This is a genomic window from Kineosporia succinea (assembly GCF_030811555.1).
Lineage (GTDB): Bacteria > Actinomycetota > Actinomycetes > Actinomycetales > Kineosporiaceae > Kineosporia > Kineosporia succinea.
The window spans coordinates 4,551,319-4,578,016 of record NZ_JAUSQZ010000001.1 but is presented as its reverse complement, the minus strand read 5'-3'; the positions used below and the strand labels follow the sequence as shown (position 1 = coordinate 4,578,016).

The window sequence follows — 26,698 nt, the reverse complement described above, 5'->3', positions numbered from 1 at the left end:
CAAACGCACGCGGCGCCCACGCCCTCCCGAACGGGAGGAGGTGGGCGCCGCAGGCGAGGTGGCAGCTCAGTGAGCGTGCTCACCCCGGTAGAACTCGTAGACCCAGCCGACCAGGCCGATGCACAGCAGGACCGCTCCGATGGCGACCAGCCAGAAGCCGATCGCCATGCCCGCGAACACGATCGCGGCGCTGGCCGCGGCGGCCAGCGGCCACCACGAGTGCGGAGCGAACTCGCCGAGCTCACCGGCCCCCTCGGCGATCTCGCCGTAGGGGTTGTCCTCGGGACGGGCGTCGATGTGCTTGGCCGTGTAGGCCAGGTAGCCACCGATCATGATCGACAGGCCGGCCGTGAGGAACAGGCAGGCGATGCCGACCGGCTCGTCCCAGCCGGTCACCAGGCCGTAGGCGATGGCGAAGGCCAGGAAGAACGGCGTGCCGCCGATGAAAATCCACTTCTCGATCTTCACTTCTGCACCCCCTGGTTGCCGGCGTTGTTGCCCGGCTCGTCGTCGCCGTTCAGGCCCGGACCCCGCTCGTGCACGTCACCCTCGCCGTAGATCTGCGTGAGCAGGCCCTTGTTCGGCGTGGGGTGGTCGGCAGCCGCGATCTCGGGGTGGTGCAGGTCGAACGCGGGGCGCTCGGACCGGATACGCGGCAGCGAGTTGAAGTTGTGCCGCGGCGGCGGGCAGGACGTGGCCCACTCCAGCGTGCCGGCGTAACCCCAGGGGTCGTCGACCGTGATGTCGGGGGCGTGCTTGGCCGTCTTGTAGATGTTCCACGCGAACGGGACCACCGACAGGGCCAGGATGACCGAACCGACCGTGGAGATCTGGTTGTACAGCTGGAAGCCGTCTTCCGGGAGGTAGTCGGCGTACCGGCGGGGCATGCCCTCGACACCCAGCCAGTGCTGGATGAGGAAGGTGCTGTGGAAGCCGATGAACGTCATCCAGAAGTGCACCTGGCCGAGACGGTCGTCGAGCATCTTGCCGGTGAGCTTGGGCCACCAGTAGTAGAAGCCCGCGTACATCGCGAACACCACGGTGCCGAACACCACGTAGTGGAAGTGCGCCACCACGAAGTAGGAGTCGGACAGCTGGAAGTCCAGCGGCGGGGAGCTCAGGATGACGCCGGTGAGGCCACCGAAGAGGAAGGTCACCAGGAAGCCGATGGAGAAGACCATCGGCGTCTCGAAGGTGATCGACCCGCCCCAGAGGGTGCCGACCCAGTTGAAGAACTTCACGCCGGTCGGGACCGCGATCAGCATCGTCATGAAGGCGAAGAACGGCAGCGCGACCTGACCCGTGACGTACATGTGGTGGGCCCACACCGACACCGACAGCGCGGCGATGGTGATGGTCGCGAAGACCAGCGTCTTGTAACCGAAGATCGGCTTGCGGCTGAAGACCGGCAGGACCTCGCTCACGATGCCGAAGAACGGCAGCGCGATGATGTAGACCTCGGGGTGGCCGAAGAACCAGAACAGGTGCTGCCAGAGGATGGCGCCACCGTTCTCGGGCTCGAACACCTGCGCCCCGAAGCGCCGGTCGGCACCCAGCGCCAGCAGCGCGGCGGCCAGCGGCGGGAAGGCCATGATCACCAGGATCGAGGTGATCAGGATGTTCCAGGTGAACAGGCCCATCCGGAACATCGTCATGCCGGGTGCGCGCATGCAGATGATCGTGGTGATGAAGTTGACCGCACCGAGGATGGTGCCCAGACCGCTCATCGCCAGGCCGAAGACCCAGAGGTCACCGCCCAGACCGGGCGAGTAGACCGCGTTCGACAGCGGCGCGTAGGCGAACCAGCCGAACGAGGCCGCACCCTGCGGGGTGAGGAAGCCGGCCACCGCGATCAGGCTGCCGAACAGGTACAGCCAGTACGACAGCATGTTCAGCCGCGGGAACGCCACGTCGGGCGCGCCGATCTGCAGCGGCATGATCGCGTTGGCGAAACCGGCGAACAGCGGCGTCGCGAACATCAGCAGCATCACCGTGCCGTGCATGGTGAACAGCTGGTTGTACTGCTCCTTGCTGCTGGCGATCTGCATCCCGGGCTCCCAGAGCTCGAGGCGGATCAGCACGGCCATCAGGCCGCCCAGCAGGAAGAAGATGAACGAGGTGACGAGGTAGAGGTTGCCGATCACCTTGTGGTCGGTGCTCGTCAGCCACTTGACGGCGTTGAGCCCCTTTTTCAGCGGCACCGGACGGGCGATGTAGCCCGCGTCCGACGCCTCGAAGGCTGCTGTCATTACTTCACCCCTGCGGTCGTCTTCGAAGCGCCCTGCGCGTTGCTGTTGCCGGCTTCTTCGGCGTTCGAGTCCGAGGGCGCCATCTCGCTGCGGTTCAGGTCTTCACCGAGCTGGCCGGTGTTGCCCTTCGCCTCGAGGTCGGCCATGTGCTGGTCGTACTCGGCCTGGCTCACGACCTTGACGTTGAACAGCATCTCGGAGTGGTACTCACCGCACAGCTCGGCGCACTTGCCCTTGAACGTGCCCTCGCGCTGCGGCCGCACCTGGAAGTTGTTCTCGATGCCGGGCACCGTGTCCATCTTCATGAGGAACGCGGGCACCCAGAACGAGTGGATGACGTCACGAGCGGTCAGATCGAACTGGACCAGCTTGTTGACGGGCAGGTACAGCGTCGGAAGCTCGGCCTCCGCGCCCTCCTGGCCGTCGAGCTGACCCATGACGCCGGTCTCGTAGACGTCGGAGTCCTTGTAGTTGAAGTCCCACGACCACTGCTTGCCGACGACGCCGATGGTGACGTCGGGCTTGGTCTTGGTGGACAGCAGCTCGGACTGGATGTTGGCCGTGTGCCCGAAGAGGACGGCCACCATCATCACGGGGACGACGGTGTACATCACCTCGAGCGGCAGGTGGTAGCGGATCTGGGCCGGAAAACCGGTCTCGCCCTTACGGCGCCGGTAGACGATCATGCACCAGATCGTCAGACCCCAGACGATGACACCCACGATCAGGGCGGCGATCCAGGACCCGACCCACAGGTCCATGATCTTGCCGGTCTGATTCGTCGTGTCCTTCGTGCTGGGCATCCAGCCACGCTGCACCTGGTCGGTGCAGCCGGACAAAGTCAGTAGGGCAGTGCCGGCCAAACCCACGGCAACTGCACGGGCGCGCCGACGCGCCAACCCCTCGTGCGAACGCAACGGCGGCCTTCCCACGGTCTCGTCCCGGTGCGGGGTCACAGCCTCCACACCGAGTGCTTTTACTGAATGTTTCATGCTCCCGATTTCTCGTTCGTGAGCAGGGTAGCGGGTGCCTGTGACGGCACCTGCGATGGGTCCGGCTTGGTTATCGGCGTGGCGCACCAGAGACGAGAGACACTGCCGGGATGACTTCCGGCCCACCTGCGGGACCCGATGGGGCACCCGCACATCCTCACCCGTCCGGAGCAGGGACGCATCGTGCGTACCTGGACGCCTCGTCGGTGGCCCCCGTTCACCCGTCGGGGCTGCAGGCCTGGCGGGCGGCCGTGGACGAGGGCTGGGCCGACCCCCGCCGCCTGCACCGGGAGGGGCGCGCCGCACGGCTGCTGCTCGAGGGGGCCCGGGAGTCGATCGCCGCCGACCTGGGCGCCCGCACCGAGGAGATCGTCTTCACCGGCTCCCACACCGAGGCCGTGCACGCGGCGGTGCTGGGCACGTTGCGGGCCCGCCGGCGGGTGGGGACGCGGGTGGTCGCCTCGGCCGTGGAGCACTCGTCCGTGCTGCACGCCGCCCGGTTCGGGGGTGATCCATTTCTCATCGAAGTCTCGGAGGCCGGGCGTGTCGACCAGGAGGCGTTCGCGGATGCGGTGGGCACCGAGGGCGTCGCCCTCGCCTGCCTGCAGAGCGCCAACGGTGAGGTGGGCACGCTCCAGCCGGTGACCGGGGTCTCGGAGGCGACCCGCGCGTCGTCCGTGCCACTCCTCGTCGACGCGGCCGCGAGCGCCGGGCACGCTCCGGTGCCGGCGGGCTGGGACCTGCTGACGGCCGACCCCCGGGCGTGGGGTGCCCCGGCCGGGCTGGGTGTGCTGGGGATCCGGGCGAACACCCGCTGGGTGTCCCCCTCCCCCGCCGACGACGGAACCGAGAAGGTGCCGGGCACGGTGTCGGTGCCCTCGGCGCTCGCGGCGGCGGTGGTGCTGCGCTCGCTGTCGGCCGCTCGCGCGGAGACGGACTCGTGGCGACGGGAGCTGACGGGGCGGATCCGGGCGGTGGCCGCCACGATTCCCGACACCCAGGTGGTGGGCGATCCCGACGGGAGGCTGCCGCACCTGGTCACCTTCTCCTGCCTGTACGTGGACGGGGAGGCGATCGTCGACGACCTGGACCGGCACGGGTACGCGGTCGGGTCGGGATCGGCCTGCACCGCCTCGACGCTGGAGCCCAGTCACGTGCTGGCGGCGATGGGGGTGCTGACGCACGGGAACGTCCGGGTCGGGCTGCCGGTGGACGTGACCCGCCAGGCCGTGGAAGGGTTCTGCGCCGTTCTCCCCGGCGCGGTCGCGCGCGTGCGGGCGATGCTCGGCGCCGACGGCCTGTGAGGGGTTTCGCGATGGTGGACGTGGTGGTGGACGCACGCGGTCTGCGGTGCCCTCTGCCGGTGATCCGGCTGGCCGGGGCCGCTCGGGTCGCGGCCCCGGGCACGGTGGTCGTGGTGCTGAGCACCGACGCGGCGGCCGAGCCGGACATCGCCGCCTGGTGCCGGATGCGGTCGGCGGAGCTGGTGGACCAGGAGTGGACGGCGGACGAGACCGGCGCGTTCCTGAGGAGCTCGGTGCGGGTCTGAGATCCTGCTCAGGGCAGGGTGTCGAACACGGCGGGTCGCGGCAGGAGGAGCGCCTGTTCCAGCCGGGCGCGGTAGTCCTCGCGCGGGATCTCGACCACGCCCAGACTGCCGAGGTGGTCGGTGCGCCACTGCACGTCGAGCAGCCGCCGGTCGGCGTCGTCCCCGCCGTCCTGGGTGAGCAGGCGCACCAGGCCGACCAGGGCGACCTTCGAGGCGTCGGTCTCGCGGTGGAACATCGACTCCCCCGCGAAGAGCCCGCCGATCGCCACGCCGTACAGGCCTCCCGCGAGCCGGCCGTCGCGCCAGCACTCCACCGAGTGGGCCCAGCCCAGGTCGTGCAGACGGCGGTAGGCCTCGGCGATGCGCGGCGTGATCCAGCGGCCGGGCCGGCGCACGTCGGCGCAGCCGGCCACGACCTCCTCGAACGCCGAGTCCACCCGGATCTCGAAGGTGTTCACGGCCTTGCGCAGCGAGCGGCTGACCTTGAGCCCGGACAGCGGCAGCACGCCCCGCGGGTCGGGCGACCACCAGCCGATCGGCCCGCGGCCGTGCCGGCCCAGGCCCATCGGGAACACCGCCGACCGGTAGCCGGACAGCAGCGTGCCCGGCTCCAGGTCGGCACCGACCCCGATCAGGTCCTCCCCGGGCACGGCCACCGACAGGTCGAAGGCGTACCGGCTGGCCACCGGTTCGACGGGTTCCACGGGCTGGGCGCTCATCGGGCTACGGCCGGAACGTGACCAGGTGCGGTTCGATCTCGGCCGCCGCGCTCGCACCGTAGACGCCGGTGAAACGCTCGAGGAAGGCGGCGCGGGACAGGTTGTACTCCTGCGGGCCGACGGTCTCGAGCACCAGGGTGGCGAGGGTGGCCCCGACCTGGGCGCTGCGCTCGGGGGTCAGGCCCCAGGCGATGCCGGCCAGGAAACCGGAACGGAACGCGTCGCCGATGCCGGTCGGGTCGGCGAGCTTGGTCGCCGGGACGATCGGCACGTGCACCGTCTCGGCGCCCTCGACCTCGATGAAGACGCCCTTCTCACCGTGGGTCGTGACGCGCATGCCGACCTTGGCGAGGATCTCGGCCGCGCTCCACCCGGTCTTGGACTCGATCAGGCCGGCCTCGTAGTCGTTGCTGAAGAGGTAGGTGGCCCCGTCGACGTACTGGCGGATGAGCGGGCCGTCGGCCCAGGCCAGCTGCTGCGAGGGGTCGGCCGCGAACGGGATGCCCCGGCTGCGGCACTCCTCGGTGTGGCGCAGCATCGCCTCCGGGTCGTTCGGGCTGATCACGACCAGGTCGATGGGGCTCTGCGCGCCCAGCGGGGCGAGCTCGATCTGGTTGGCCTCGGACATCGCCCCCGGGTAGAACGAGGCGATCTGGGCCTGCTCGGCGTCGGTGGTGCAGACGAACCGGGCGGTGTGCTGGGTCTGCGAGATCCGCACCCCCGAGCAGTCGACGTGGTGACGCTCGAGCCACGAGCGGTAGTCGGCGAAGTCCTCACCGGCGGACCCGACCAGCAGCGGGCGCAGGCCGAGATTGCCGAGCCCGAAGGCGATGTTGCAGCCGACGCCTCCGCGCCGGATCTGCAGGTCGCCCACGAGGAACGACAGGGACACCTTCTCCAGCTGCTCCTTCAGGAGGCTGTCGGCGAACCGGCCGTCGAAGGTCATCAGGTGGTCGGTCGCAATGGACCCGGTAACCGCGATACGCACGACCAGTCACCCTACCCGGGTGGATGCGGTCAAAACACGGGACCGGCCGCCCGCAGTGCGGACGACCGGTCTCGTGGGGGATCAGGTGCGGATCAGCTGAAGCTGTCACCGCAGGCGCAGCTGCTGCCGGCGTTCGGGTTGTCGATGGTGAAACCCTGCTTCTCGATCGTGTCGGCGAAGTCGATGCTCGCGCCCTCGAGGTACGGGGAGCTCATGCGGTCGACGACGACCTGCACGCCGTCGAAGTCGCGCACCAGGTCACCGTCGAGCGAACGCTCGTCGAAGTAGAGCTGGTAGACCAGACCGGAGCAGCCGCCGGGCTGGACGGCGATGCGCAGGCGCAGGTCGTCGCGGCCCTCCTGCTCCAGCAGGCTCTTCACCTTGCCGGCGGCAACGTCGGTGAGCAGCACACCGTGGGTCTTGGTGTCGGTGCTCTGCTCGGTCTCGTTGACGGTCATGGGTAGTTCTCCTGCTCGTTGAACGGTCAGGTCGGCCGGTTCATCCGGATGCGCCCATGCCGTTGTCGGCGTGAGCGCCACGTCTGCAGATGCGTTCAGCGACGACACCGCCCCGGTAATTCCCGATCTCCCGAGAATACGTCACCTCCGGGGCGACCAGGTGCGGGCCACCCGCTCCGCGCGGTCGGCCAGGCGCCCGGCCGGGTCGGCCAGCGAGGCCTGCACCTCCTGCGGCGTGCGGGCGACCGGGTAGGCCGACTCGACGCCGACCGACAGCAGCTCGCGACGTCCCACCTGCACCTGCCCGGCCACGGCGACCGTGGGCACGGCCAGGTTCTGGGCGACGTGGGCCACGGCCGTGATGACCGTGCCCCGTAGCGAGTCCCAGTCCAGGTTGCCCTCGCCGGTGACCACCACGTCCGCCGCCCTGAGCCGCTCGGGCAGCCGGACCACGTCGGTGACCAGCGACGCACCGATCTCCCGGGTCGCACCGAGCAGCAGCAGGCCGAACCCGATGCCCCCGCCGGCGCCGGAACCGGCCAGGGCGACCAGCTTCTGCGGCTGGCCGGTGGCGTCGACGGCGGCCCGGGCGAAGTCGGCCATGGCCAGGTCGAGGTCCTGCGCCTGCTGCGGGGTCGCCCCCTTCGCGGCCGCGTGCAGGGCGCTGACGCCCTTGAAACCGAGCAGCACCACGTCGGAGTCGGTGGCGGCCACCAGCTCCACGTCCTTCAGGCGTTCGCGCAGGTCGTTGTACTGGGGGACGTCGGCGGCGGCGATGCCCCGCATCTCACCGGGGTGGCGGGGCAGCTTCCCGGGGATGTCCAGCGCGGCGGCCAGACCGGCGAGCATCCCGGCGCCGCCGTCGTTGGTGCCCACTCCCCCGACGCCGACCACGATCCTCGTCGCACCGGTCTCGAGCGCGGCGGCGATCAGTTCACCCAGACCGGTACTCGTGGCCGTGGTCGGATCCTGCCCCGGCTGCGGTGCGCAGGCCTGGGCCGACTCCAGATATGCGGTGAGTTGTCCGCCTTCACCTTCTGTGACGAAAAGCACGGCGAGCAGCGGGGAACCGTACGGACCGGTCACCTCGACCGGCACCAGGCGTCCGTCGTTGGCCGCGGAAATCGCGTCGACGAAGCCCTGCCCGCCGTCGGAGAGTGGACAAAGGTCCAGGTCATCGGCGGGTGCATGGCGTTGCCAGCCCGCCGCGAGAGCCTGCGCGGCCGCGGGGGCCGTGAGGGTGCCGGAGAAGCTGTCCGGGGCGATGACCACACGCACGCGAAAATCATGTCATGGGATGATGTTCGAATGACTACGAGGACCGATGGACCGGTCGACTCGCTCGCACCGGCGTCACTCCCTCTGGGCGCCCCCTCGTTCGCCGAACCGGCCTCCACCCCCGCCGCGCTGCTCCTCCTCGGTCGTGCACAGGACCTGGGCAGCGAGCGCGGTGTCGAGTGCCCCGGCGACCTGCCCTCCCCGTCCGACCCGGACCTGGTGGCCCGTGCGCACGCGGCCCGGCAGGCGCTCGGCAGCAACGCCTTCGTGCTCGGGCACCACTACCAGCGCGACGAGGTGATCGACTTCGCCGACGTCATGGGCGACTCGTTCAAGCTCGCGCGCGACGCGGCGAACCGGCCGGACGCCGAGTACATCGTGTTCTGCGGCGTGCACTTCATGGCCGAGAGCGCGGACATCCTCACCGCCTCGCACCAGCAGGTCGTGCTCCCCGACCTGGCCGCGGGCTGCTCGATGGCCGACATGGCCGCGATCGCGCAGGTCGAGGAGTGCTGGGACACGCTGGTCGAGGCCGGCGTGGCCGAGGACGTCATCCCGGTCACGTACATGAACTCCTCCGCCGCGATCAAGGCGTTCACCGGCCGTCACGGCGGCACGGTCTGCACCTCCTCGAACGCGCGGGTGGCGCTGACCTGGGCCTTCGGTCGCCGCCCGGAGGGCCGCGGCAAGATCCTGTTCCTGCCCGACCAGCACCTGGGCCGCAACACCGCGGTCTCGCAGATGGGCTTCTCGCTCGACGACTGCGTGGTCTACGACCCGCACAAGCCGATGGGAGGGCTGACGGTCCAGCAGCTGAAGGACGCGCGGATGATCCTCTGGCGCGGGCACTGCTCGGTGCACGGCCGGTTCTCCGCCGACAACGTGACGTCGGTGCGCGAGCGCGTACCCGGTGTGCAGGTTCTCGTGCACCCGGAGTGCAAGCACGAGGTGGTGTCGCAGGCCGACCAGGTCGGCTCGACCGAGCACATCATCCGCACCATCGAGGCGGCCCCGGCCGGCAGCTCGTGGGCGATCGGCACCGAGCTCAACCTGGTGCGGCGCCTGGCCCGCACCCACCCCGAGCTCAACATCACCTACCTCGACCGCACGGTCTGCTTCTGCTCGACGATGAACCGCATCGACCTGCCGCACCTGGTCTGGACGCTGGAGTCGCTGGCGGCCGGGCGGTCCGTCAACCGCATCGTCGTCGACCCCGAGGTGGCGCACTGGGCGCGGGTCGGGCTCGACCAGATGCTGGCCCTGCCCGGGATCTGAACGGGATTCGAACGGATCTGAACGGAGAGGGGGCCGGATCGCTTGTCGCGACCCGGCCCCCTCGTTCGTGCCACCGACCGTGATCGGTGAGTTCACGCGTCCTTACTTGTCGCGGTTCTGCTCGGCCAGCGCCGCCAGCAGCAGCGCCTCGGCCAGGCAGGCCTTCTCGAACTCGGCCAGGTGCAGCGACTCGTTGGCACCGTGAGCGCGTGAGTCGGGGTCTTCGACGCCGGTGATCAGCACGCTGGCGTTCGGGTAGGTCTGCTTGAGATCGGCGACGAACGGGATCGACCCGCCGATGCCGATGGCCACCGACGGCGTGCCCCAGGACTTCTCCAGCGCCCAGCGGGCGGCGTCGTAGACCGGGCCCTCGACGTCGGCCCGGAACGACTGCCCCTTCTCCCCCTCGGTCACCTCGACCTGCGCACCGAACGGCGCGTTCTTGAGGGCGTGCTCGCGGATCGCGTCGAGCGCCGCGGTCGGGTCCTGCCCGGGTGCGATACGCACCGAGAACTTCACCCGGACCTCGGGGATCAGCGTGTTCGACGACTGCGCCACCGCGGGCGCGTCGATGCCGATGACGCTCATCGCCGGACGGGTCCAGATCCGCGAGTTGATCGTGCCGCCGCCGATCAGCTCCACGCCGTCCAGAACCCCGGCGTCCGAACGGAAATCGGCTTCGGGGTAGTCGGCCGCGTCGCTCTCGCTCGCCGTCAGGCCCTCGACGGCCACCGCGCCGTCGGCGGTCCAGAACGAGTCGAGCAGGCGGATCGTGGCCAGCATGGCGTCGGGCGCCGCACCGCCGAAGACCCCCGAGTGCACGGCGTGCTTCAGGGTCCGCACGGTGATCGTGCCGTCGACGAGGCCCCGCAGCGTCGTGGTCAGGCCGGGCGTGCCGACCTTCGGGTTCAGCGAGTCCGCCACCACGATCACGTCGGCGGCCAGGCGCTCGCGGTAGGTCTCGAGGAACGCGGTGAAGGTCGGCGAGCCGATCTCCTCCTCGCCCTCGATGAAGAGCACGACGCCGACGCCCAGCTCGTCACCGAGCAGACGCAGCGCGGCGACGTGGGCCATGATCCCGGCCTTGTCGTCGGCGGCACCTCGGGCGTAGAGCCGGCCGTCACGTTCGGTGGGCTCGAACGCGGATGTCTCCCAGGCGTCTTCGGCCCCCGGGGGCTGCACGTCGTGGTGGGCGTAGAGCATGACGGTCGGGGCACCGGCGGGCCCGGGACGGCGGCCGACCACGGCCGGACGGCCGCCCTCGACCCGCAGGATCTCGACGTCGTCGATGCCTGCGTCACGCAGCAGCTGCTCGACCGTGCTCGCGCTGGTCTCCAGCGTGGACTGGTCGAACGCGTCGGCGGAGACGCTCGGGATCCGGACGAGCCGTTCCAGGTCGGCCCGGACAGCGGGCATCAGTGCGGCGAGACGGGTACGGAGGGATTCGACATCGGGGGAAAACGGCTCGTGGCTCATCCCCCGAAACTATCCAGCAGCGACGGTGTGGCGCGATACACCGTCGCTGCGCCGTGCTGCGGCTCACTCCCGATCGGGCGTGAACCCCTGAAATGCTTTCGCCCCGGCCTCAGGTGGCGACCGTGACGACCCCGTTGTCACTGCCCGCCGGACGCCCGGCGGACCCGGATCAGCCTGGCTGCTCGGCCAGGTCCCGCTCACGGTGCCCGGACGGCTCGCAGAGCCGGTCGAGCATGCCCACGACGTCTTCGGTGAAGGCCGCCGCAGCGAGCGAGTCGGGCTGGTTGGTGACCTCCCGGGCCCCGGCCGCGATGACCGAGCCGATGACGAGCAGGTGGGCCTGGTTGAACGGTCGGCCGTCGGACGACCTCAGGCTGGCCCCGCTGCGCTGTGCCCAGCCGGTGAAGCCGGCCCGCAGCACCTCGTCGAACCCGGGCGGGCCGTCGCCGGTGAGGAACAACCGGGCGAGATCCCGCTCGGCCCAGGCTCCCTGGAGGAACGCCCGGGAACCGGCGGCCATGAGGCGTACCGGATCCCACTCGCCCTCGGCCATGGCCTCGCGCACCGCGCCGTCGGCACGGGCGTCCTGCCTGGTCTGGAAACCGTCGTAGAGCGCGGTGTACAGATCGGCCTTACCACCGAAGTGGTGGTACATGCTGCCCACGCTGGACCCGGCCCGCGACACCACCTCGGCAACGCTCGCGTCGCTGTAACCCACGTCGGCGAAAACCTGCCGAGCCGCGTGGAGCAGCGCAGAGCGGGTGTCCTGGGCACGCCGCTGGATGACCGGCATCTCGACCCCCCAATGCTGTTGTTGCTCGAATACGGACAGTGCGCGACACCGTGTATTCCAACGAGCCGGATCACCGAATGGTTCGGGCCCGGGAGCTGTCCCATCGATCACGTTCGAGACGTGCTTCCCCGTTGTGCAACGCCGTGTCACGCGTGACTCGTGTACTTCCGCGGTGACCCGGCCCGGTGACGACGCGGTCCCTCCACGCGCCGTTCCGTTGCCACCCCGTGCGTATGTCCCCGCGGACGGTCATCCTGCACCATCGCTGCCGACCCGCCCGGCGGGCTGCGGAAGCACGATGACCGCAGGACAACGCTCCCACGTCCGGGGTGCCCTTGTCCGCTTCTTCGCACAGCCGGTTCCCGTCCGATTCCGCTCCGTTGCCGTTTCGGGCCGCCCGGAGACACCTTCGCGCCCCTTCGGGGAGGGTCCGGGCGGGTTCGTGACCTGCGGACGGGCACAGCAGGGGTCCGGGCCGGTTACTCTGATGCCGTGTTCGGACGTGACAAGGCCGCATCGACCGCCGCTCCCCAGGAGCCCCAGGCCGATCAGGCCGTCAAGGTGGGGGGCAAGGGACGCCCCACGCCCACCCGCCGGGAGTCGGAGGCGCGGAACAAGCGCCCGCTGATCGGTGCGCCGCCCGCTCCCAAGGGCGCCACCAAGGAAGAGCGCAAGGCCGCCAAGGAGGCCCGCCGCGCCGCCGCCCGCGAGGAGCGCGTCAAGGCGCGCGAGGGCATGAACCGTGGCGACGAGCGCTTCCTGCCGGCCCGCGACAAGGGCCCGGCCCGGCGTTACGTCCGCGACTACATCGACGCGCGGCGCAACATCGGCGAGTACTTCCTGCCGGTCGCGCTGATCTCACTGGTGATGGGCATGGTCAACGTGCCCGCGCTGCGTCTGGTCTCGCTGGTCGTGCTCTACGGCTTCGTGCTGGTCGTGGCCGTCGACTCGTACCTGCTGCGCAAGCGCATCCAGAAGAAGGTCGACGCCAAGTTCGAGGGCCGCAGCGGTTCCGGCGCGGCCGGGGCAGGCACCTACGGCATGATGCGGGCGCTGCAGTTCCGCCGGGGCCGGATGCCGCGCCCGCTGGTGAACCGGGGCGAGTTCCCCTCCTGACGCGAGTTTGTCGGGGGTGCCCAATAAGCTCCCCGGCATGGAGTATCGGTACCTCGGCCGCAGCGGCCTGAAAATCAGTGAGCTGACCTACGGCAACTGGATCACCCACGGCTCCCAGGTGGAGAACGACGTGGCCACCCAGTGCGTGCGGGCGGCCCTCGACGTCGGCATCACCTCGTTCGACACCGCCGACACCTACGCGAACACCGCGGCCGAGGTCGTGCTGGGCGAGGCGCTGGCGTCCGAGCGCCGCGAGAGCCTGGAGATCTTCACCAAGGTCTACTGGGCCACCGGCCCGAAGGGCGCGAACGACGCCGGGCTGTCGCGCAAGCACATCATGGAGTCGATCAACGGCTCGCTGCGGCGCCTGAAGACCGACTACGTCGACCTCTACCAGGCGCACCGCTTCGACGCCGAGACCCCGCTCGAAGAGACCATGCTCGCGTTCGCCGACGTGGTGCGTTCGGGCAAGGCGCTGTACATCGGCGTGAGCGAGTGGACGGCCGACCAGATCCGGGCCGGCCGGGTGCTCGCCGACGACCTGGGCATCCACCTGATCTCGAACCAGCCCGAGTACTCGATGCTCTGGCGGGTCATCGAGGGAGAGGTCGTGCCCACCAGCCGCGACCTGGGCGTGAGCCAGATCGTGTTCTCCCCGCTGGCGCAGGGCATCCTCACCGGCAAGTACCGGCCCGGTCAGGCCCCGCCCGCCGGCTCCCGCGCCACCGACACCAACGGCGGCGCCGACTTCATCTCCCGCTGGATGAAAGACGAGGTGCTGGAACGGGTGCAGGGCCTGGCGCCGCTCGCGGCCGAGGCCGGGCTGACGCAGGCGCAGCTGGGTGTGGCGTGGGTGCTGCAGAACCCGAACGTGGCCGCGGCCATCATCGGCGCCTCGCGGCCCGAGCAGGTCAAGGAGAACGTCGCCGCGGTCGGGGTGAAGCTCGAGCCGGAGCTGCTGGCCCGCATCGACGAGGTGCTCGGCGACGCCGTGAACCGTGACGTCACGTGGACCAGCCGGCGGGCGCCGAAGGGCCGTCCGCCGGTGCAGCCGCGCGTCTGACGAACCGGGCCCCGGAATCGGGTTCAGGCCCGGTCCGGCCCCGGTTCAGGCCCGGTCCGGCCCCGGTTCAGGCCAGGGGGCGCAGGCTCATCGGGCCGTAGACCTTGTCGCCGGCGTTGAACAGGCTCACCTGTTCCACCCCGGCGGCGAGGAGGTCGTGCCAGCTCTCCCCGACCCAGCTCTCGGCGTCGGCCTGATTGGGAAATCCGGTGCGTGGGAGCTCGGAACCGGTCATGGCCGAGCCGTCCGCTGCCTCGTACTGCCAGGTCCAGGAATTCACGTCCCTACGGTACGTGAATCCGTCCGCCCGGCCAGCAGAATCCGTGGTCCGTTCTGTCCCGGCTCGCGGCTCGTCCCGTTGAACCCGTTCCGACGATGAAGAGGCGATCATGCGGCTGACGCTCAGCGCCACCGGTCCGGCCGAGGGGTTCCCGGTGGCGGGGTGCCCGTGCGCCGTGTGCTCACGGGCGCGGCGGCACGGGATACGGGTCGGGCCGGCGCGGCTCGAGTCGTCGGGTGGCTGGGCGGTGATGGTGGACGCGTCGGTCGCGTCGGCCGCGAGCGCTGGGTCGGCCGCGAGCGCTGGGTCGGCCGCGAGCGCTGGGTCGGCCGCGAGTGCCCGGTCGGCCGCGAGTGCCCGGTCGGCCGCGAGTGCCCGGTCGGCCGCGAGTGCCCGGTCGGCCGCGAGTGCCCGGTCGGCCGCGAGTGCCCGGTCGGCCGCGAGTGCCCGGTCGGCCGCGAGTGCCGGGTCCGGCGCGCTCCGCGACTCGGGCGCACCCCAGGAGTCCGGCGCGGCCCACGAGTCCGACGTGGCTCGTAAGTCCGGTGCGGCCCACGAGTCCGGTTCGGCCCACGAGTCCGGTGCGGCCGTGGGGCCGAGCGCTGCCGACGGCGTCGGAGATGCCGGTGCCGACGACCCGGTCGCTGGCGCACTCAGCGCCGCTGACGACGGAGGCCAGGCGGAGCCGGTTCCGGACGGTGTGGAGCGCCGGATCGGTGAGACGCGCTTCCGGTCACTCGGTGGTGGGGTCCTGCTGATCGAGGCCGCGGGTTCTTCCGGGAACGGGGTTCTCTGGGCGCCCCAGGCCGGTGACCTCGACGACCGCATCCTCGATGCCCTCGACACCGCTCGATCCGGGAACCCCCTGCACACCGTGATTCTCGGGCCCTCGAACGCCACGCCACCCGACGCCGGTGAGATGCCCTCGGTCGCCTGTGCCCGGTCACTCGCCCGGCTCCGCGCACGGCGGCTGGTGGGTGAGCACACTCGTGCTCTGCTCGTCGGGCTCGGCCACCGGGAGACGCATCCGGCCCGGCTCGAGGCCTGCCTCCCGGTCTGGGGGGCTGAGCTGGCGCGGGCCGGAACGGTTCTCGGCGAGTTGTCGCCAGGACCGGAGCCGTCACCCGGGCTGGAGCCGTCACCCGGGCTGGAGCCGTCACCAGGACCGGGGCCGTCACCGGCGCCGCGCGTCGGGCGGGTGCTGGTGCTGGGTGGGTCCGGGTCGGGGAAGTCGGCGTTCGCCGAGCAGATGCTGTCCGCCGCGCCCGAGGTGGTCTACCTGGCCACCGGCCCGAAACCGGTCGCGGACGACGAGGAGTCCGGCGCGGACGAGCCCGGTCCCACCGAGCATCCCGAGGACGACGAGTGGGCCGCGCGGGTGCTCAAGCACCAGCAGCGGCGTCCCGACTGGTGGGGCACGCTGGAGACGATCGACGTCACGCAACCACTGGCGTCCGACGGCCGGGCGATCCTCCTCGACTCGGTCGGCACCTGGCTCAGCGGTGTGCTCGACCGCTGCGGCGCCTGGGACGACCGGCCCGGTTGGAAAGACGCCCTCGACGCCGAGATCGGCGCCCTCCTGTCCGCCTGGCGCGAGCGCCGGGCGCCGCTGGTGGCGGTGTCCGACGAGGTGGGATGGTCGATCGTGCCGTCGACCGAGTCCGGGCGGTTGTTCCGCGACCAGCTGGGCCGTCTCAACGCCCGGCTCGCCGACGCCAGCGAGGAGGTGCACGTGATCGTCGCCGGCCGTCTCCTGCGCACGGACGCCTGATCCGGTCCGGCCATGGGTCCGTCAACCGGTCCGGCCAAGGACCCGGCAACCGGTCCGGCCAAGGACCCGGCAACCGGTCCGGCCAAGGACCCGGCAACCGGTCCGGCCATGGGTCCGGCCATGGGTCCGGCCATGGGTCCGTCAACGGCTCGGCACATGCTGCCGCGAGGCGTCCGCATCCGGCCGGCGAGGGTTCCACCGGACCGCTCACCGCCCCTTCTCGTGACCACTCCGGTGACCGGAGAGGCAGATCGCGTGGCCCCGTGCGGCGTTGTGCCCGGGCGGCCGTCATGATGGGCGCCGTGCAGGAGGAACAACTCGGCCGGATCGCGGCCCTCGTCACCACGCCGGACGGATCCTCGGGCGGCATGCGTGCCCGGCCCCGTGGAGGTGTACCGACCCCCGGCGGCGACCGGCTCGACGAGCTGGCCCGGTGGTGGGCCGGGCTGTCCACCGACGGCGGGGCCCGGCAGCTGCCGCAGCGCGTCGAGCACTTCTGGCTCCCGCACGCCGGGGTCGCCGGGCCGGTGCGCTCGCAGGTGGTGCTGCACCGCTTCACCGCCCCGCGCGGTGAAGCGGCCGACGCCCTCGACTGGGGCGTGGCCACCGCCGACGACGCGGTCGACGACGGCACCGACCTGATCCTGCTCAGCATCCCGGTCACCGACGACGACGTGGCCTGGCAGGTCGCGGCGGCGCAGGTGCTCGGGCTGGACGCCGTCGAGGCGATGGGCTGGCCCACGCCCGGTGTCAGCGACCGCGCCTGGATCGAGCGGGTCGCCCGCATCCGCGACGGCCTGAAGGTGGTGCGCGGCAACCGGAAAGACCCCTACCGCCTGCTGCACCTCCTCGACCACCGCGAACTGCTGGCCGGCACCGGTCTGCTGCTGCAGGCCGCGGCGCGGCGTACGCCGACGATCATCGACGGTCCGGTCGCCACCACCTGCGCCCTGCTCGCCGCCCGCCTGGCCCCGGCCTCGCGCAGCTGGTGGCTCGCCGCCGACTCTGGCCGGGCCGCGATCACCCGCCGCATGCTCGAGGAACTGCGCCTGACCGCCGTCACCGACCTGGGCCTCGACGACGGCGACGGCACCGGCGCCCGCTTCACCCTGCAACTGCTCGAGACCGCCATTCTTCGCGCCGACGAGCGCGGCGACGCCGAGGACACCCCGGAACCGACCGCCGCCGAGATCGACGAGCCCGGGGCCGAGACCCACGACGGCGTTTCCGACCAGCCCCACGGCGAGCCCGGCAACCAGACCCACGACCAGACCCACGACCAGGCCCACGACACGGCCCACGACACGGACCCCGCGCAGGCCCAGTCCTCCGACGACGCGACGCCCGGAGCCGACGACCGACCGCACGGCCTCACCGAGCCCCGCTGATGCCCGACCCGACGCCCGACCCGACAGACAACGGGACGCCACCCCCGTCGTCCACCATCGACGCCCTGAGACTGGCGTTCGGCACCCTGACCGCCTTCCCGGTGCCCGCGCCCACCACCGTGGCACCCCCGGTGCCCGGCCGGGCCATGGCGCTCGCGCCGCTGGCCGGGATCGTGCCCGGCCTGGCCGGGTGGGTGATCGCGTTCGCCGCGATCCGGCTGGGCGTCACCTCGCTCGTGGTCTCGGTGCTCGTGGTGGCGGTGTTCGCGCTGGGCACCCGGGCCCTGCACCTCGACGGGCTGGCCGACACCGCCGACGGATTCACCGCCAGCTACGACCGGGCCAAGGCACTGGACGTCATGCGTCGCGGCGACAGCGGGCCGGCCGGCGTGGTGATGGTCGTCATCGTGCTGATGCTGCAGGTCACGGCCCTGAATCAGGTGCTCGTGACGGCCCGGCTGGACACCGAGGACGGCTGGCTCGGCGACCTGGCCGCCGCCTTCGTGGTGGTCACGGTGACGGTGACGGCCCGGATCGCGATCCCGGTGATCTGCCGCTCGGGCGTGCGCCCGGCCCGGCCCGAAGGACTCGGCGCGCTCGTCGCCGGATCGGTCGCGACGCCGCTGCTGGTCTCGTCGGTGGTGGCGGCCGCCCTGTTCACCGCGGTCGCCGGACGCGCCGCCGGACTGGCCTGGTACGCCGGGCCGGTCGCGGTCGCCGCCACCGTCGTCGCCACCGAGGTCCTCGTGCAGCGGGCGACCCGTCGGCTGGGCGGGATCACCGGCGACATCATCGGGGCGGGCGTCGAGATCGGCGCGGCCGTGACCCTGCTCGCCCTGATCGCCGCGTCCTGAGACGCACCTCGGCCCGGGGCGTCCTCAAGCGGGTGAGACACCCACGAAAGGTGGCCTGACCACCCGGCAGGGCAACGCGCGTCCCCGAACGGACACGGAAACCTCGGCGCCCTCCTCGACCGACGGGTCGAGCAACCCCAGCGCGACGCCCTGTTTGAGGGTCGGCGAGAAGGTGCCGGACGTCGTCCGCCCGATCACCGTGCCGGAGGCGTCGAGCACGTCCATGCCGGCGCGGGGCACTCCGCGACCGAGCGCCACCAGCCCCTGAGCCCGCACGCGCGGACCGGCGGCCTTCTCGGCGAGCAGCACCTCGCGTCCCCAGAAGGCCGGCTTCCTCCACCCGACCGCCCAGCCCACCCGCGCCTGCACCGGCGTGATCTCCGGCGTCAGCTCGTGACCGTGCAGCGCGTAACCCATCTCGGTGCGCAACGTGTCACGGGCGCCCAGACCGCAGGGCAGACCGTCCCACTCGGCGGCGGCCTCGATCAGCCGGTCCCAGAGCGCGGGCGTGACCTCCCAGGCGGGCAGCAGCTCGTAGCCCCGCTCACCGGTGTACCCGGTGCGGCAGACGATGAGCGGCAGCCCCTGCCAGATCACGTCGACGAAGCTCATGTACTCGTGACCGGCGGGAAGACCCAGGGCGGCGAGGGTCTCGTCGGCCTTCGGGCCCTGCACCGCGATCACGCCGTAGCCGTCGTGCCGGTCACTGACGTCCAGACCTTCAGGCGCCTCGGCCGCCAGACGGGACGCCACCTCGGCGCAATTGGCCGCGTTCGGTACCAGCAGCACGTCGTCGTCGGAGCGCACGTAGGCGATGAGATCGTCGACCACGCCACCGGTTTCCGGGTCACAGCACAGCGTGTACTGCGCCTGACCGGGCCCGATGCGGTGCAGGTCGTTCGTGAGACGGTCGTTGACGAAGGCGAGCGCTCCGGCCCCCCGGATCTCGATCTTGCCCAGGTGGCTCACGTCGAACACGCCGACCCGCTCGCGCACGGCCTCGTGCTCCCTCAGCACGCCGCTGTCGGCGTACTCGATGGGCATCTCCCAGCCGCCGAAGTCGGCCAGTTTCGCGCCCAGGGCGCCGTGCCGGTCGTGCAGCGGGGTGCGACGCAGGGCCGTCCCCTCCCCCGTCGAAGCCTCGGCCATGCGGCACACCGTACTCCGCAGGCCTAGGATCACGTCGTCAGCTCGTTAGACGTCGAAGGATTTCCCTTGCCCACGCTCAGTGTCACTGCCAAGGACGCGATCACCCAGTCCGCCGATGCCCTGGTCATCGGCGTCGGTACCAAGAACTCCGGCGCCGTGCTCGCCGGTGCGCAGGCGTTTCCCGCGCCGGTGCGCACGGCCCTGAACCAGGCGGTGAAGGCGGTCGGCGCGACCGGTGCCAAGGAGACGCTGAACCGCATCCCCGCGGTCGCCGGGGTGTCCGCCAAGTCGGTGGTTCTCGTCGGGCTCGGTGCCCTGGACGAGATCGACCACGAGGTGCTGCGCCGCGCGGCCGGTGCCGCCACCCGTCAGCTGGCCGGTCTGGCCAAGGTCGTGTTCGGCCTGCCCGCCGCCGACGGTGAGGCCGTCACCGCGATCGCCGAGGGCGCACTGTTCGGCGCGTACACCTACAACCGGTACCGCAGCAACGGTCAGGGCAAGACGCCCGTCGGCACGATCGTGGTCTCGGCCGACGCCGCCGCGAACTCGGCCGCCCGTGCGGGGATCCGCCGGGCCAAGGTGCTCGCCGACGCCGTGCACGGCACCCGCGACCTGATCAACGCCGCCCCGGTCGACCTGTTCCCGGCCCAGTTCGCCGACGACGCCCAGCGCGTGGTCGCGAACCTGCCCGTCACGGTCACCGTGCTCGACGAGAAGAAGCTGCTCAAGGGCGGTTACGGCGGTCTGATCGCCGTCGGTCAGGGCTCCTCCCGCCCGCCCCGCCTGGTCAAGCTGGAGTACAAGCCGGCCGGGGCGAAGTCCCACGTCGCGCTCGTCGGCAAGGGCATCACGTTCGACTCGGGAGGCATCTCGATCAAGCCCGCCGCGAGCATGGACGACATGAAGAGCGACATGTCCGGTGCCGCCGCGGTGCTGCACACGGTCGCCGCCGTCGCCGAGCTCGGGCTGCCCGTGCACGTCACCGGCTGGCTGGCGCTGGCCGAGAACATGCCGTCGGGCACGGCGCAGCGCCCGTCCGACGTGATCACGATCCGCGGTGGCCGCACGGTCGAGGTGCTCAATACCGACGCCGAGGGCCGTCTCGTGCTGGCCGACGCGATCGTCGCCGCCGGGGAGACGAAGCCCGACGTCATCGTCGACATCGCCACGCTGACCGGCGCGCAGCTGGTGGCCCTGGGCTCGCGCACCTCGGCGATCATGTCGAACGACGACGACCTGCGGAACCTCGTGCACCAGGTGTCGGGCGAGGCCGGTGAGGCGTTCTGGCCGATGCCGCTGCCGCAGGAACTGCGCTCGAGCATGGACTCCCGGGTCGCCGACATCGCGAACATCGGTGAGCGGATGGGCGGCATGCTGGTCGCCGGCCTGTTCCTCAAGGAATTCGTGCCCACGAAGGACGACGTGCAGACCCCGTGGGCGCACCTCGACATCGCGGGCCCCTCGTACAACACGGGTTCCGCCTACGGCTACACGCCGGCCGGGGGCACCGGGCACGGTGTGCGCACGATGCTGTCGCTCGTCGAGTCGCTGGCGGTCGAGCCGCTGCGCTGACCCGTCTCACGTGCGCAGGGCCCGGCCGCTCGGGCCGGGCCCTGTGTGCGTCTCACGGGCTTCCTGCTGGTGGACGCGTCGGCGCGCCTACTGCGGCCAGGGCGGCAGTTCGGTGTCTTCGACCGGCTGCGGCAGACCGCGCTTGGCGCGCTCGTTCCAGTCCCGCATGCGCTGCGGATACCCCACCTGCTGAATGTCGTAGACCGGGATCATCAGGCGCTCCGAGAGCTCCCGCAGGACGACCGGGTTGAGCACCCGGCGTCGGGTCCACTCTCCCGACGACGCGATCAGCAGCACCGTGGGCGGGTTCATCGTGGTGGCGGGCTCGACGAACGCCTCCACCCCCCGCCGTGTGCGGATGAAGTCCTCCAGGTGCTCCCGCACCCGGTTCACCTCGGCGCGCTGCTCGGCGCGGCCCTCCGTCGGGGCGGCCTTACGTCGCGAAAACCAGCCCATGCGCCACCTCCCTCACCGGGGCAGAGTTTCTCACGCAACTCCTCACCTTTTCTCCCACCCACAACGACGTGCCCCGCGAGCGCGTTCCCCGGTGCCCGCCAGCGTCGGAGGTGACCGGTGCGCACCGGTGCGCAGGGCGTCCGTACGCTCTGTTTGTGTCGCACGACTCATTGACGTGACGAATGACGCGGCCCGGGCACGCCGGATCCGACGTGACCACCCATGCCGGTGATGACAGGATGGCCGAAGGCTCACCGGCAACCAGGGCGCCGGTGGCGTTGATACGCGAGGGAGCACCCAGGTGTCCGATTCCGGCCCCGGTCAGATCCACGACGTCGTGATCCTCGGAGGCGGCAGCGGCGGGTACGCCGCGGCACTGCGTGCCTCCCAGCTGGGTCTGAGCGTGGTCCTGATCGAGCGCGACAAGGTGGGCGGTACCTGCCTGCACCGCGGCTGCATCCCGACCAAGGCTCTCCTGCACGCGGCAGAGGTCGCCGACTCGGCCCGCGAGAGCGAGAAGTTCGGGGTGAAGGCCACCTTCGAGGCGATCGACATGCCCGGGGTGAACAAGTACAAGGACGGCGTGATCGGCCGCCTGTACAAGGGACTGCAGGGTCTGGTCTCCGCGGCCAAGGTGACGTACGTGGAGGGCGAGGGCAAGCTCGTCGCCCCTGACACGGTCGAGGTCGCGGGCACCCGCTACCAGGGCCGCAACGTGGTGCTGGCGACCGGTTCGTACTCGCGCTCGCTGCCCGGTCTCGAGATCGGCGGCCGCATCGTGGCCAGCGAGCAGGCGCTGACGCTCGACTTCGTGCCGAAGAGCGTGGTCGTGCTCGGTGGTGGCGTGATCGGGGTCGAGTTCGCCAGCGTGTGGCGGTCGTTCGGCGCCGACGTGACGATCGTGGAGGCCCTGCCGCGGCTCGTCCCGGTGGAGGACCCGGCGGCGTCGAAGGCCCTCGAGCGCGCGTTCCGCAAGCGTGGCATAGCGTTCAAGACCGGGGTCCGGTTCGCGAAGGCCGAGCAGGACGACGAAGGGGTGACCGTCTCGCTGGAGTCGGGCGAGACCCTGCGCGCCGATCTGCTGCTGGTCGCGGTCGGGCGCGGCCCGAACGCGGACGGCTTCGGCTACCAGGAGGCGGGGGTGACGATGGAGCGCGGTTTCGTGCCCACCGACGACCGCCTGCGCACCAACGTCCCCGGCATCTTCGCGGTCGGCGACATCGTGCCCGGCCTGCAGCTCGCGCACCGCGGGTTCGCGCAGGGCATCTTCGTGGCCGAGGAGATCGCCGGCCTCGCGCCGGTGCCGCTGGTCGAGTCGGGCATCCCCCGCATCACCTACTCCGACCCGGAGGTGGCCTCGGTCGGCCTGACCGAGGCGCAGGCCCGCGAGAAGCACGGCGACGAGAACGTGCAGACCTACGAGTACAACCTCGCGGGCAACGGCAAGAGCCAGATCCTGGCGACGGCCGGGTTCGTGAAGCTGGTTCGCCAGAAGGACGGGCCGGTGCTGGGTGTACACATGGTCGGCGCGCGCATCGGCGAACTCATCGGGGAGAGCCAGCTGATCGTCAACTGGGAGGCTTTCCCGGAGGAGGTCGCCCAGCTGGTGCACGCGCACCCGACGCAGAACGAGGCACTGGGAGAGGCGCACCTGGCGCTCGCCGGCAAGCCCCTGCACGCCCACGGATAGTTCAGTTATCGGAAGTACCCGCTCTCCAGCACGTCGGAGCGGTTGACCACGACACTGCCACGGCGCCCCGGCGTCGACGAACCACGAATGGAGAGCGGAGAACAGATGTCGGACTCCGTGCAGATGCCCGCACTGGGTGAAAGCGTCACCGAAGGCACCGTGACCCGGTGGCTCAAGCAGGTCGGTGAGCGGGTCGAGGTCGACGAGCCGCTGCTGGAGGTCTCGACCGACAAGGTCGACACCGAGATCCCGTCGCCGTTCGCGGGCGTGATCGAGCAGATCCTGGTCTCCGAGGACGAGACCGTCGAGATCGGCGCGCAGCTCGCCGTCATCGGCGACGGGTCGGGTGCCGGTTCCGCCGGCGACTCGGCTCCGGCTCAGGAGGCCCCGGCCGCGGCCACCCCCGACCCGGAGCCCGCGCCGGAGCCGGCGGCACCCGCCGCTCCGCAGGCCCCGGCGGCTGATTCCGGCGACTCCGGGAGCTCGGGGGGCTCGGGGGCTGACGGCACGACCGTCTCCATGCCCGCCCTGGGTGAGAGCGTCACCGAGGGCACCGTGACTCGCTGGCTCAAGCAGGTCGGCGAGTCGGTCGAGGTCGACGAGCCGCTGCTGGAGGTCTCGACCGACAAGGTCGACACCGAGATCCCGTCGCCGGTCTCCGGCACGGTGCAGAAGATCCTGGTCAACGAAGACGAGACGGTCGAGGTCGGCGCCGCGCTGGCGATCGTCGGGTCGGGGGCGGCGGCTCCGGCCGCTGAGCCCGAGGCCCCGGCCGCCGCTCCGGCTCCGTCCGCCCCGGCTCCCGCGCCGGCCCCGGCTGCTGCTCCGGCTCCGGCTGCCGCCCCGGCTCCCGCTCCGGCCCCGGCTCCCGCTCCCGCGGCTGCCCCGGCTCCCGCGGCTGCTCCGGCCCCGGCCGCCTCGAACGGTGGGTCCTCGCAGCAGGACGGTCCGGGCTACGTCACCCCGCTGGTGCGCCGCATGGCCGCCGAGCAGGGTGTGGACCTGTCGGCCGTCACCGGTACCGGTGTCGGTGGCCGGATCCGCAAGCAGGACGTCGTCGACGCCGCGAAGGCGAAGCAGGAGTCGGCTCCGGCCGCCGCTGCTCCCGCCGCCGCCGCGCTCCGGCTGCGAAGGCCGCCGCCCCGGCGAAGCCCGTGGCGGTCTCCGAGCTGCGGGGCACGACCGAGAAGATGTCGCGGCTGCGCAAGGTGCTCGCCAAGCGCATGGTCGAGTCGCTGCAGACGTCGGCGCAGCTCACCTCGGTGGTCGAGGTCGACGTCACCCGTATCGCCCGGCTGCGTGACCGGGCCAAGGGCGCGTTCCAGGCGCGGGAGGGCGTGAAGCTCTCGTTCATGCCGTTCTTCGCCCTGGCCGCGGTCGAGGCGCTGAAGCAGCACCCGAAGCTGAACGCCAGCATCGACGGCGAGAACGTGGTCTACCACGGCCAGGAGAACCTGGCGATCGCCGTGGACGCCGAGCGCGGCCTGACCGCTCCGGTCATCCCGAACGCCGGTGACCTCAACATCGCCGGGCTGGCCCGCAAGATCGTCGAGGTCGCCGAGCGCACCCGCACGAACAAGCTCAGCCCGGACGACCTGTCCGGCGGCACGTTCACGCTGACCAACACCGGCAGCCGGGGCGCCCTGTTCGACACCCCGATCCTGTTCCCGCCGCAGACCGGCATCCTCGGCACCGGTGTCGTGGTGAAGCGCCCGGTCGTGGTGAAGGACGACGACGGCGTGGAGAGCATCGGAATCCGCTCGATCGTCTACCTGGCGCTGTCGTACGACCACCGCCTCGTCGACGGGGCGGACGCCGCACGGTTCCTGGGCACCGTCAAGGCGCGCCTCGAGGAAGGCGCGTTCGAGGGCGACCTGGGCCTGTAGTCCCGCTCTTTCGGTTGGTCCCGCTCTTTCGATCGGCCGGTCGCCGTCCTTCTCGGACGGTGGCCGGCCGATCGGCCTTTGCTGCCGGCAGGACCCTTTCCTCTGGACGCCTTCCGTCGGGCCGCCTTCCCGGGGCGCCTTCCGCCGGGCCGCCTTCCCGGTTTGCCTTCCTCGGGTTGCCATCCCCCGGGCCACCTTCCTGGTCGCCTTCCCCCGGGCCGCCTTCCGGATTGCCTTCCCCCGGGGCCGCCTTCCCCCGGGGCCGCCTTCCCGGGCCGCCTTCCCGGGCCGCCTTCCCCGGGCCGCCTTCCCCGGGCCGCCTTCCCCGGGTTGCCTTCCCCCCGGTCGCCTCCCCCCGGTCACCTCCCCCGGTCACCTCCCCCGGTCACCTCCCCCGGTCACCTCCCCCGGTCACCTCCCCCGGTCACCTTCCCCCGGGCCGCCTTCCCCTGGTCGCCTTCCCCGGGCGCCACACGGCTCAGTCGCCCCTTCGTCGCCCGGCTCGCCCCGCCCATTCCCGCGGCTGCTCTCCCGCCACGCCCCTCGGTCTGCGGCTGCCGATCACAGCTTCGGCGCGCATGATCAGCAAGAACACGGCAGGCTGGGCCTTCACGGACGTCGCGGCCCACCGCCCTCGCCGGGCCGGTTCCTCGTCGTCCGTGACCCGGCGTGACGCTTGCCGGCCCTGCCCGGCGACCGGTACCTGCTGCACCCAGAACTGCTGCACCCAGAACTGCCGGGCCCGCCCCGGAGAACGGAGATGACACGGTCATGAAGGTCGCGGTGACCGGTTCACACGGTCTGATCGGCACGGCCCTGGTCGAGCGGTTGACGGCGCGGGGTGACGAGGTGATCCGGCTGGTGCGCAGTGCGCCCTCCGGTCCGGGAGAGGTGCGCTGGGACCCTGCGGGTGGCAGCGTCGACCTGGATGGGCTCGAGGGTGTGGACGGGGTGGTGCACCTGGCTGGGGCCGGGGTGGGCGACCGTCGCTGGACCGCCGCCTACAAGCGCGAGATCCGTGACTCGCGGGCGCTCGGCACGCGCACGCTGGTGCGGGCCCTGACCTCGCTGGAGGCCGGGCCCCGGGTGCTCGTCAGTGGGTCGGCCATCGGTTACTACGGGGACCGGGGCGAGGAGGTACTCACCGAGACGTCCGCGCCGGGCCAGGGTTTTCTGACCGGTGTCGTCGAGGTCTGGGAGGCCGAGGCCGTGCCCGCCGCCGACGCCGGAATCCGGGTCGTGCACCCGCGCTTCGGGCTGATCATGGCGCCGAACGGGGGTGCGTTCAAGCAGCTCCTGCTCCTCGCGCGACTGGGTCTGGCCGGGCCGATGGGCAACGGGCGCCAGTGGTGGAGCTGGATCACGCTCCACGACACCCTCAACGCCCTGGAACTCATGCTCGACGGCCCGGCCGACGGTGATGGCGCCCCTCTGAGCGGCCCCGTGAACATGGTCGGCCCCGAGCCGGCCCGCAACGCCGATGTGATGAAGGCCGTCGCCTCGGCCCTGCACCGCCCCGCGCTCGTCCCCGCTCCGGCCTTCGCGCTGAAGGCGGTGCTCGGTGAGTTCGCGGCCGAGGTGCTTGGTAGCCAGCGGGTGGTTCCGGACCGGTTGCGCGACGCCGGATTCCAGTGGGAGCACGACACCCTGGACAAGGCCGCCGCCTGGATGACCCAGCGTCCGGGCGCCTGAGGAC

23 protein-coding genes and 1 pseudogene are annotated in these 26,698 nt (G+C 71.4%); 12 read left to right on the top strand and 12 right to left on the bottom strand.

Features of this window, described 5'->3' with window-relative positions:
- Positions 1-66 precede the first annotated feature (66 nt).
- Genes J2S57_RS19920 through ctaC form a run of 3 tightly spaced genes read right to left on the bottom strand, consistent with a single transcriptional unit; the run spans position 67 to position 3,166 of the window.
- The gene (locus tag J2S57_RS19920; RefSeq protein ID WP_307245205.1) at positions 67-468 is read right to left on the bottom strand and encodes a cytochrome c oxidase subunit 4; all 402 of its coding nucleotides are present in this window, start codon (positions 466-468) and stop codon (positions 67-69) included.
- Complete coding sequence (ctaD, locus tag J2S57_RS19915) at positions 465-2,249, bottom strand: aa3-type cytochrome oxidase subunit I (protein WP_307245203.1); 1,785 nt, start codon at positions 2,247-2,249, stop codon at positions 465-467. Before ctaD ends, J2S57_RS19920 begins: the two co-directional genes overlap by 4 nt.
- Positions 2,249-3,166 carry an aa3-type cytochrome oxidase subunit II gene (gene ctaC, locus J2S57_RS19910; RefSeq protein WP_442358350.1) on the bottom strand — a complete coding sequence of 306 codons (918 nt, stop codon included), beginning with the start codon at positions 3,164-3,166 and terminating at the stop codon, positions 2,249-2,251. Before ctaC ends, ctaD begins: the two co-directional genes overlap by 1 nt.
- A gap of 281 nt (positions 3,167-3,447) precedes the next feature.
- Between ctaC and J2S57_RS19905 the strand changes: the two genes are divergently transcribed.
- Together J2S57_RS19905 and J2S57_RS19900 are read left to right on the top strand one after the other, a co-directional pair.
- Complete coding sequence (locus J2S57_RS19905) at positions 3,448-4,545, top strand: cysteine desulfurase family protein (protein ID WP_370882489.1); 1,098 nt, start codon at positions 3,448-3,450, stop codon at positions 4,543-4,545.
- An 11-nt stretch (positions 4,546-4,556) separates the two neighbouring features.
- Positions 4,557-4,790, top strand: a complete 234-nt coding sequence (locus J2S57_RS19900) for a sulfurtransferase TusA family protein (RefSeq protein ID WP_307245197.1) — start codon at positions 4,557-4,559, stop codon at positions 4,788-4,790.
- Positions 4,791-4,798: 8 nt separating this feature from the next.
- On the opposite strand, the gene aat is transcribed toward J2S57_RS19900, so the two are convergent.
- From aat to J2S57_RS19880, 4 genes are all read right to left on the bottom strand, one after another.
- A complete protein-coding gene (aat, locus tag J2S57_RS19895) occupies positions 4,799-5,509 on the bottom strand; it encodes a leucyl/phenylalanyl-tRNA--protein transferase (protein WP_307245195.1) in 711 nt (236 codons plus the stop codon).
- A 4-nt stretch (positions 5,510-5,513) separates the two neighbouring features.
- Positions 5,514-6,497 carry a carbohydrate kinase family protein gene (locus J2S57_RS19890; protein WP_307245193.1) on the bottom strand — a complete coding sequence of 328 codons (984 nt, stop codon included), beginning with the start codon at positions 6,495-6,497 and terminating at the stop codon, positions 5,514-5,516.
- Between the two features lie 92 nt (positions 6,498-6,589).
- Entirely contained in the window at positions 6,590-6,955 is a 366-nt protein-coding gene (gene erpA, locus J2S57_RS19885; RefSeq protein WP_307245191.1) for an iron-sulfur cluster insertion protein ErpA, read from the bottom strand.
- A gap of 141 nt (positions 6,956-7,096) precedes the next feature.
- The gene (locus J2S57_RS19880; protein WP_307245190.1) at positions 7,097-8,233 is read right to left on the bottom strand and encodes a glycerate kinase; all 1,137 of its coding nucleotides are present in this window, start codon (positions 8,231-8,233) and stop codon (positions 7,097-7,099) included.
- A 30-nt stretch (positions 8,234-8,263) separates the two neighbouring features.
- Here J2S57_RS19880 and nadA point away from each other — a divergent pair, with 30 nt between their 5' ends.
- The gene (gene nadA / locus J2S57_RS19875; protein WP_307245188.1) at positions 8,264-9,508 is read left to right on the top strand and encodes a quinolinate synthase NadA; all 1,245 of its coding nucleotides are present in this window, start codon (positions 8,264-8,266) and stop codon (positions 9,506-9,508) included.
- A 102-nt stretch (positions 9,509-9,610) separates the two neighbouring features.
- Here the strand turns inward: nadA and J2S57_RS19870 are convergent, their stop codons facing one another.
- The gene (locus J2S57_RS19870; protein ID WP_307245186.1) at positions 9,611-10,984 is read right to left on the bottom strand and encodes a dipeptidase; all 1,374 of its coding nucleotides are present in this window, start codon (positions 10,982-10,984) and stop codon (positions 9,611-9,613) included.
- Positions 10,985-11,153: 169 nt separating this feature from the next.
- The gene (locus J2S57_RS19865; protein WP_307245183.1) at positions 11,154-11,777 is read right to left on the bottom strand and encodes a TetR/AcrR family transcriptional regulator; all 624 of its coding nucleotides are present in this window, start codon (positions 11,775-11,777) and stop codon (positions 11,154-11,156) included.
- Positions 11,778-12,269: 492 nt separating this feature from the next.
- Between J2S57_RS19865 and J2S57_RS19860 the strand changes: the two genes are divergently transcribed.
- A complete protein-coding gene (locus J2S57_RS19860; protein ID WP_307245181.1) occupies positions 12,270-12,893 on the top strand; it encodes a DUF3043 domain-containing protein in 624 nt (207 codons plus the stop codon).
- A gap of 37 nt (positions 12,894-12,930) precedes the next feature.
- Positions 12,931-13,956 carry an aldo/keto reductase family protein gene (locus tag J2S57_RS19855; RefSeq protein WP_307245179.1) on the top strand — a complete coding sequence of 342 codons (1,026 nt, stop codon included), beginning with the start codon at positions 12,931-12,933 and terminating at the stop codon, positions 13,954-13,956.
- A gap of 67 nt (positions 13,957-14,023) precedes the next feature.
- Here J2S57_RS19855 and J2S57_RS19850 read toward each other — a convergent pair whose 3' ends face one another.
- Positions 14,024-14,236: a hypothetical protein gene (locus tag J2S57_RS19850; RefSeq protein ID WP_307245177.1), complete on the bottom strand. Its 213-nt coding sequence runs from the start codon at positions 14,234-14,236 to the stop codon at positions 14,024-14,026.
- Positions 14,237-14,345: 109 nt separating this feature from the next.
- On the opposite strand from J2S57_RS19850, the gene J2S57_RS19845 reads away from it, so the two are divergent.
- From J2S57_RS19845 to J2S57_RS19835, 3 genes are all read left to right on the top strand, one after another.
- On the top strand, positions 14,346-16,007 hold the full coding sequence (locus tag J2S57_RS19845) for a bifunctional adenosylcobinamide kinase/adenosylcobinamide-phosphate guanylyltransferase (protein ID WP_307245174.1): 1,662 nt from the start codon (positions 14,346-14,348) through the stop codon (positions 16,005-16,007).
- Positions 16,008-16,309: 302 nt separating this feature from the next.
- Positions 16,310-17,395, top strand: coding sequence for a nicotinate-nucleotide--dimethylbenzimidazole phosphoribosyltransferase (locus J2S57_RS19840; protein WP_307245172.1), 1,086 nt, complete (start codon positions 16,310-16,312; stop codon positions 17,393-17,395).
- Positions 17,395-18,249 carry an adenosylcobinamide-GDP ribazoletransferase gene (locus J2S57_RS19835; RefSeq protein WP_307245170.1) on the top strand — a complete coding sequence of 285 codons (855 nt, stop codon included), beginning with the start codon at positions 17,395-17,397 and terminating at the stop codon, positions 18,247-18,249. Before J2S57_RS19840 ends, J2S57_RS19835 begins: the two co-directional genes overlap by 1 nt.
- Before the next feature lie 24 nt (positions 18,250-18,273).
- Here the strand turns inward: J2S57_RS19835 and gcvT are convergent, their stop codons facing one another.
- Positions 18,274-19,398: a glycine cleavage system aminomethyltransferase GcvT gene (gene gcvT / locus J2S57_RS19830; RefSeq protein ID WP_307245168.1), complete on the bottom strand. Its 1,125-nt coding sequence runs from the start codon at positions 19,396-19,398 to the stop codon at positions 18,274-18,276.
- A gap of 66 nt (positions 19,399-19,464) precedes the next feature.
- Between gcvT and J2S57_RS19825 the strand changes: the two genes are divergently transcribed.
- Positions 19,465-20,970, top strand: coding sequence for a leucyl aminopeptidase (locus J2S57_RS19825; RefSeq protein ID WP_307245166.1), 1,506 nt, complete (start codon positions 19,465-19,467; stop codon positions 20,968-20,970).
- An 87-nt stretch (positions 20,971-21,057) separates the two neighbouring features.
- Here the strand turns inward: J2S57_RS19825 and J2S57_RS19820 are convergent, their stop codons facing one another.
- On the bottom strand, positions 21,058-21,426 hold the full coding sequence (locus J2S57_RS19820) for a hypothetical protein (RefSeq protein ID WP_307245164.1): 369 nt from the start codon (positions 21,424-21,426) through the stop codon (positions 21,058-21,060).
- A gap of 301 nt (positions 21,427-21,727) precedes the next feature.
- On the opposite strand from J2S57_RS19820, the gene lpdA reads away from it, so the two are divergent.
- The 3 genes and pseudogenes from lpdA to J2S57_RS19800 all read left to right on the top strand — a co-directional run bounded on the left by lpdA (position 21,728) and on the right by J2S57_RS19800 (position 26,694).
- Positions 21,728-23,116, top strand: a complete 1,389-nt coding sequence (gene lpdA / locus J2S57_RS19815; protein ID WP_307245162.1) for a dihydrolipoyl dehydrogenase — start codon at positions 21,728-21,730, stop codon at positions 23,114-23,116.
- 105 nt (positions 23,117-23,221) lie between these two features.
- Positions 23,222-25,002, top strand: a pseudogene (gene sucB / locus J2S57_RS19810) (2-oxoglutarate dehydrogenase, E2 component, dihydrolipoamide succinyltransferase).
- Positions 25,003-25,773: 771 nt separating this feature from the next.
- Positions 25,774-26,694: a TIGR01777 family oxidoreductase gene (locus J2S57_RS19800; RefSeq protein WP_307245155.1), complete on the top strand. Its 921-nt coding sequence runs from the start codon at positions 25,774-25,776 to the stop codon at positions 26,692-26,694.
- Positions 26,695-26,698 lie beyond the last annotated feature (4 nt).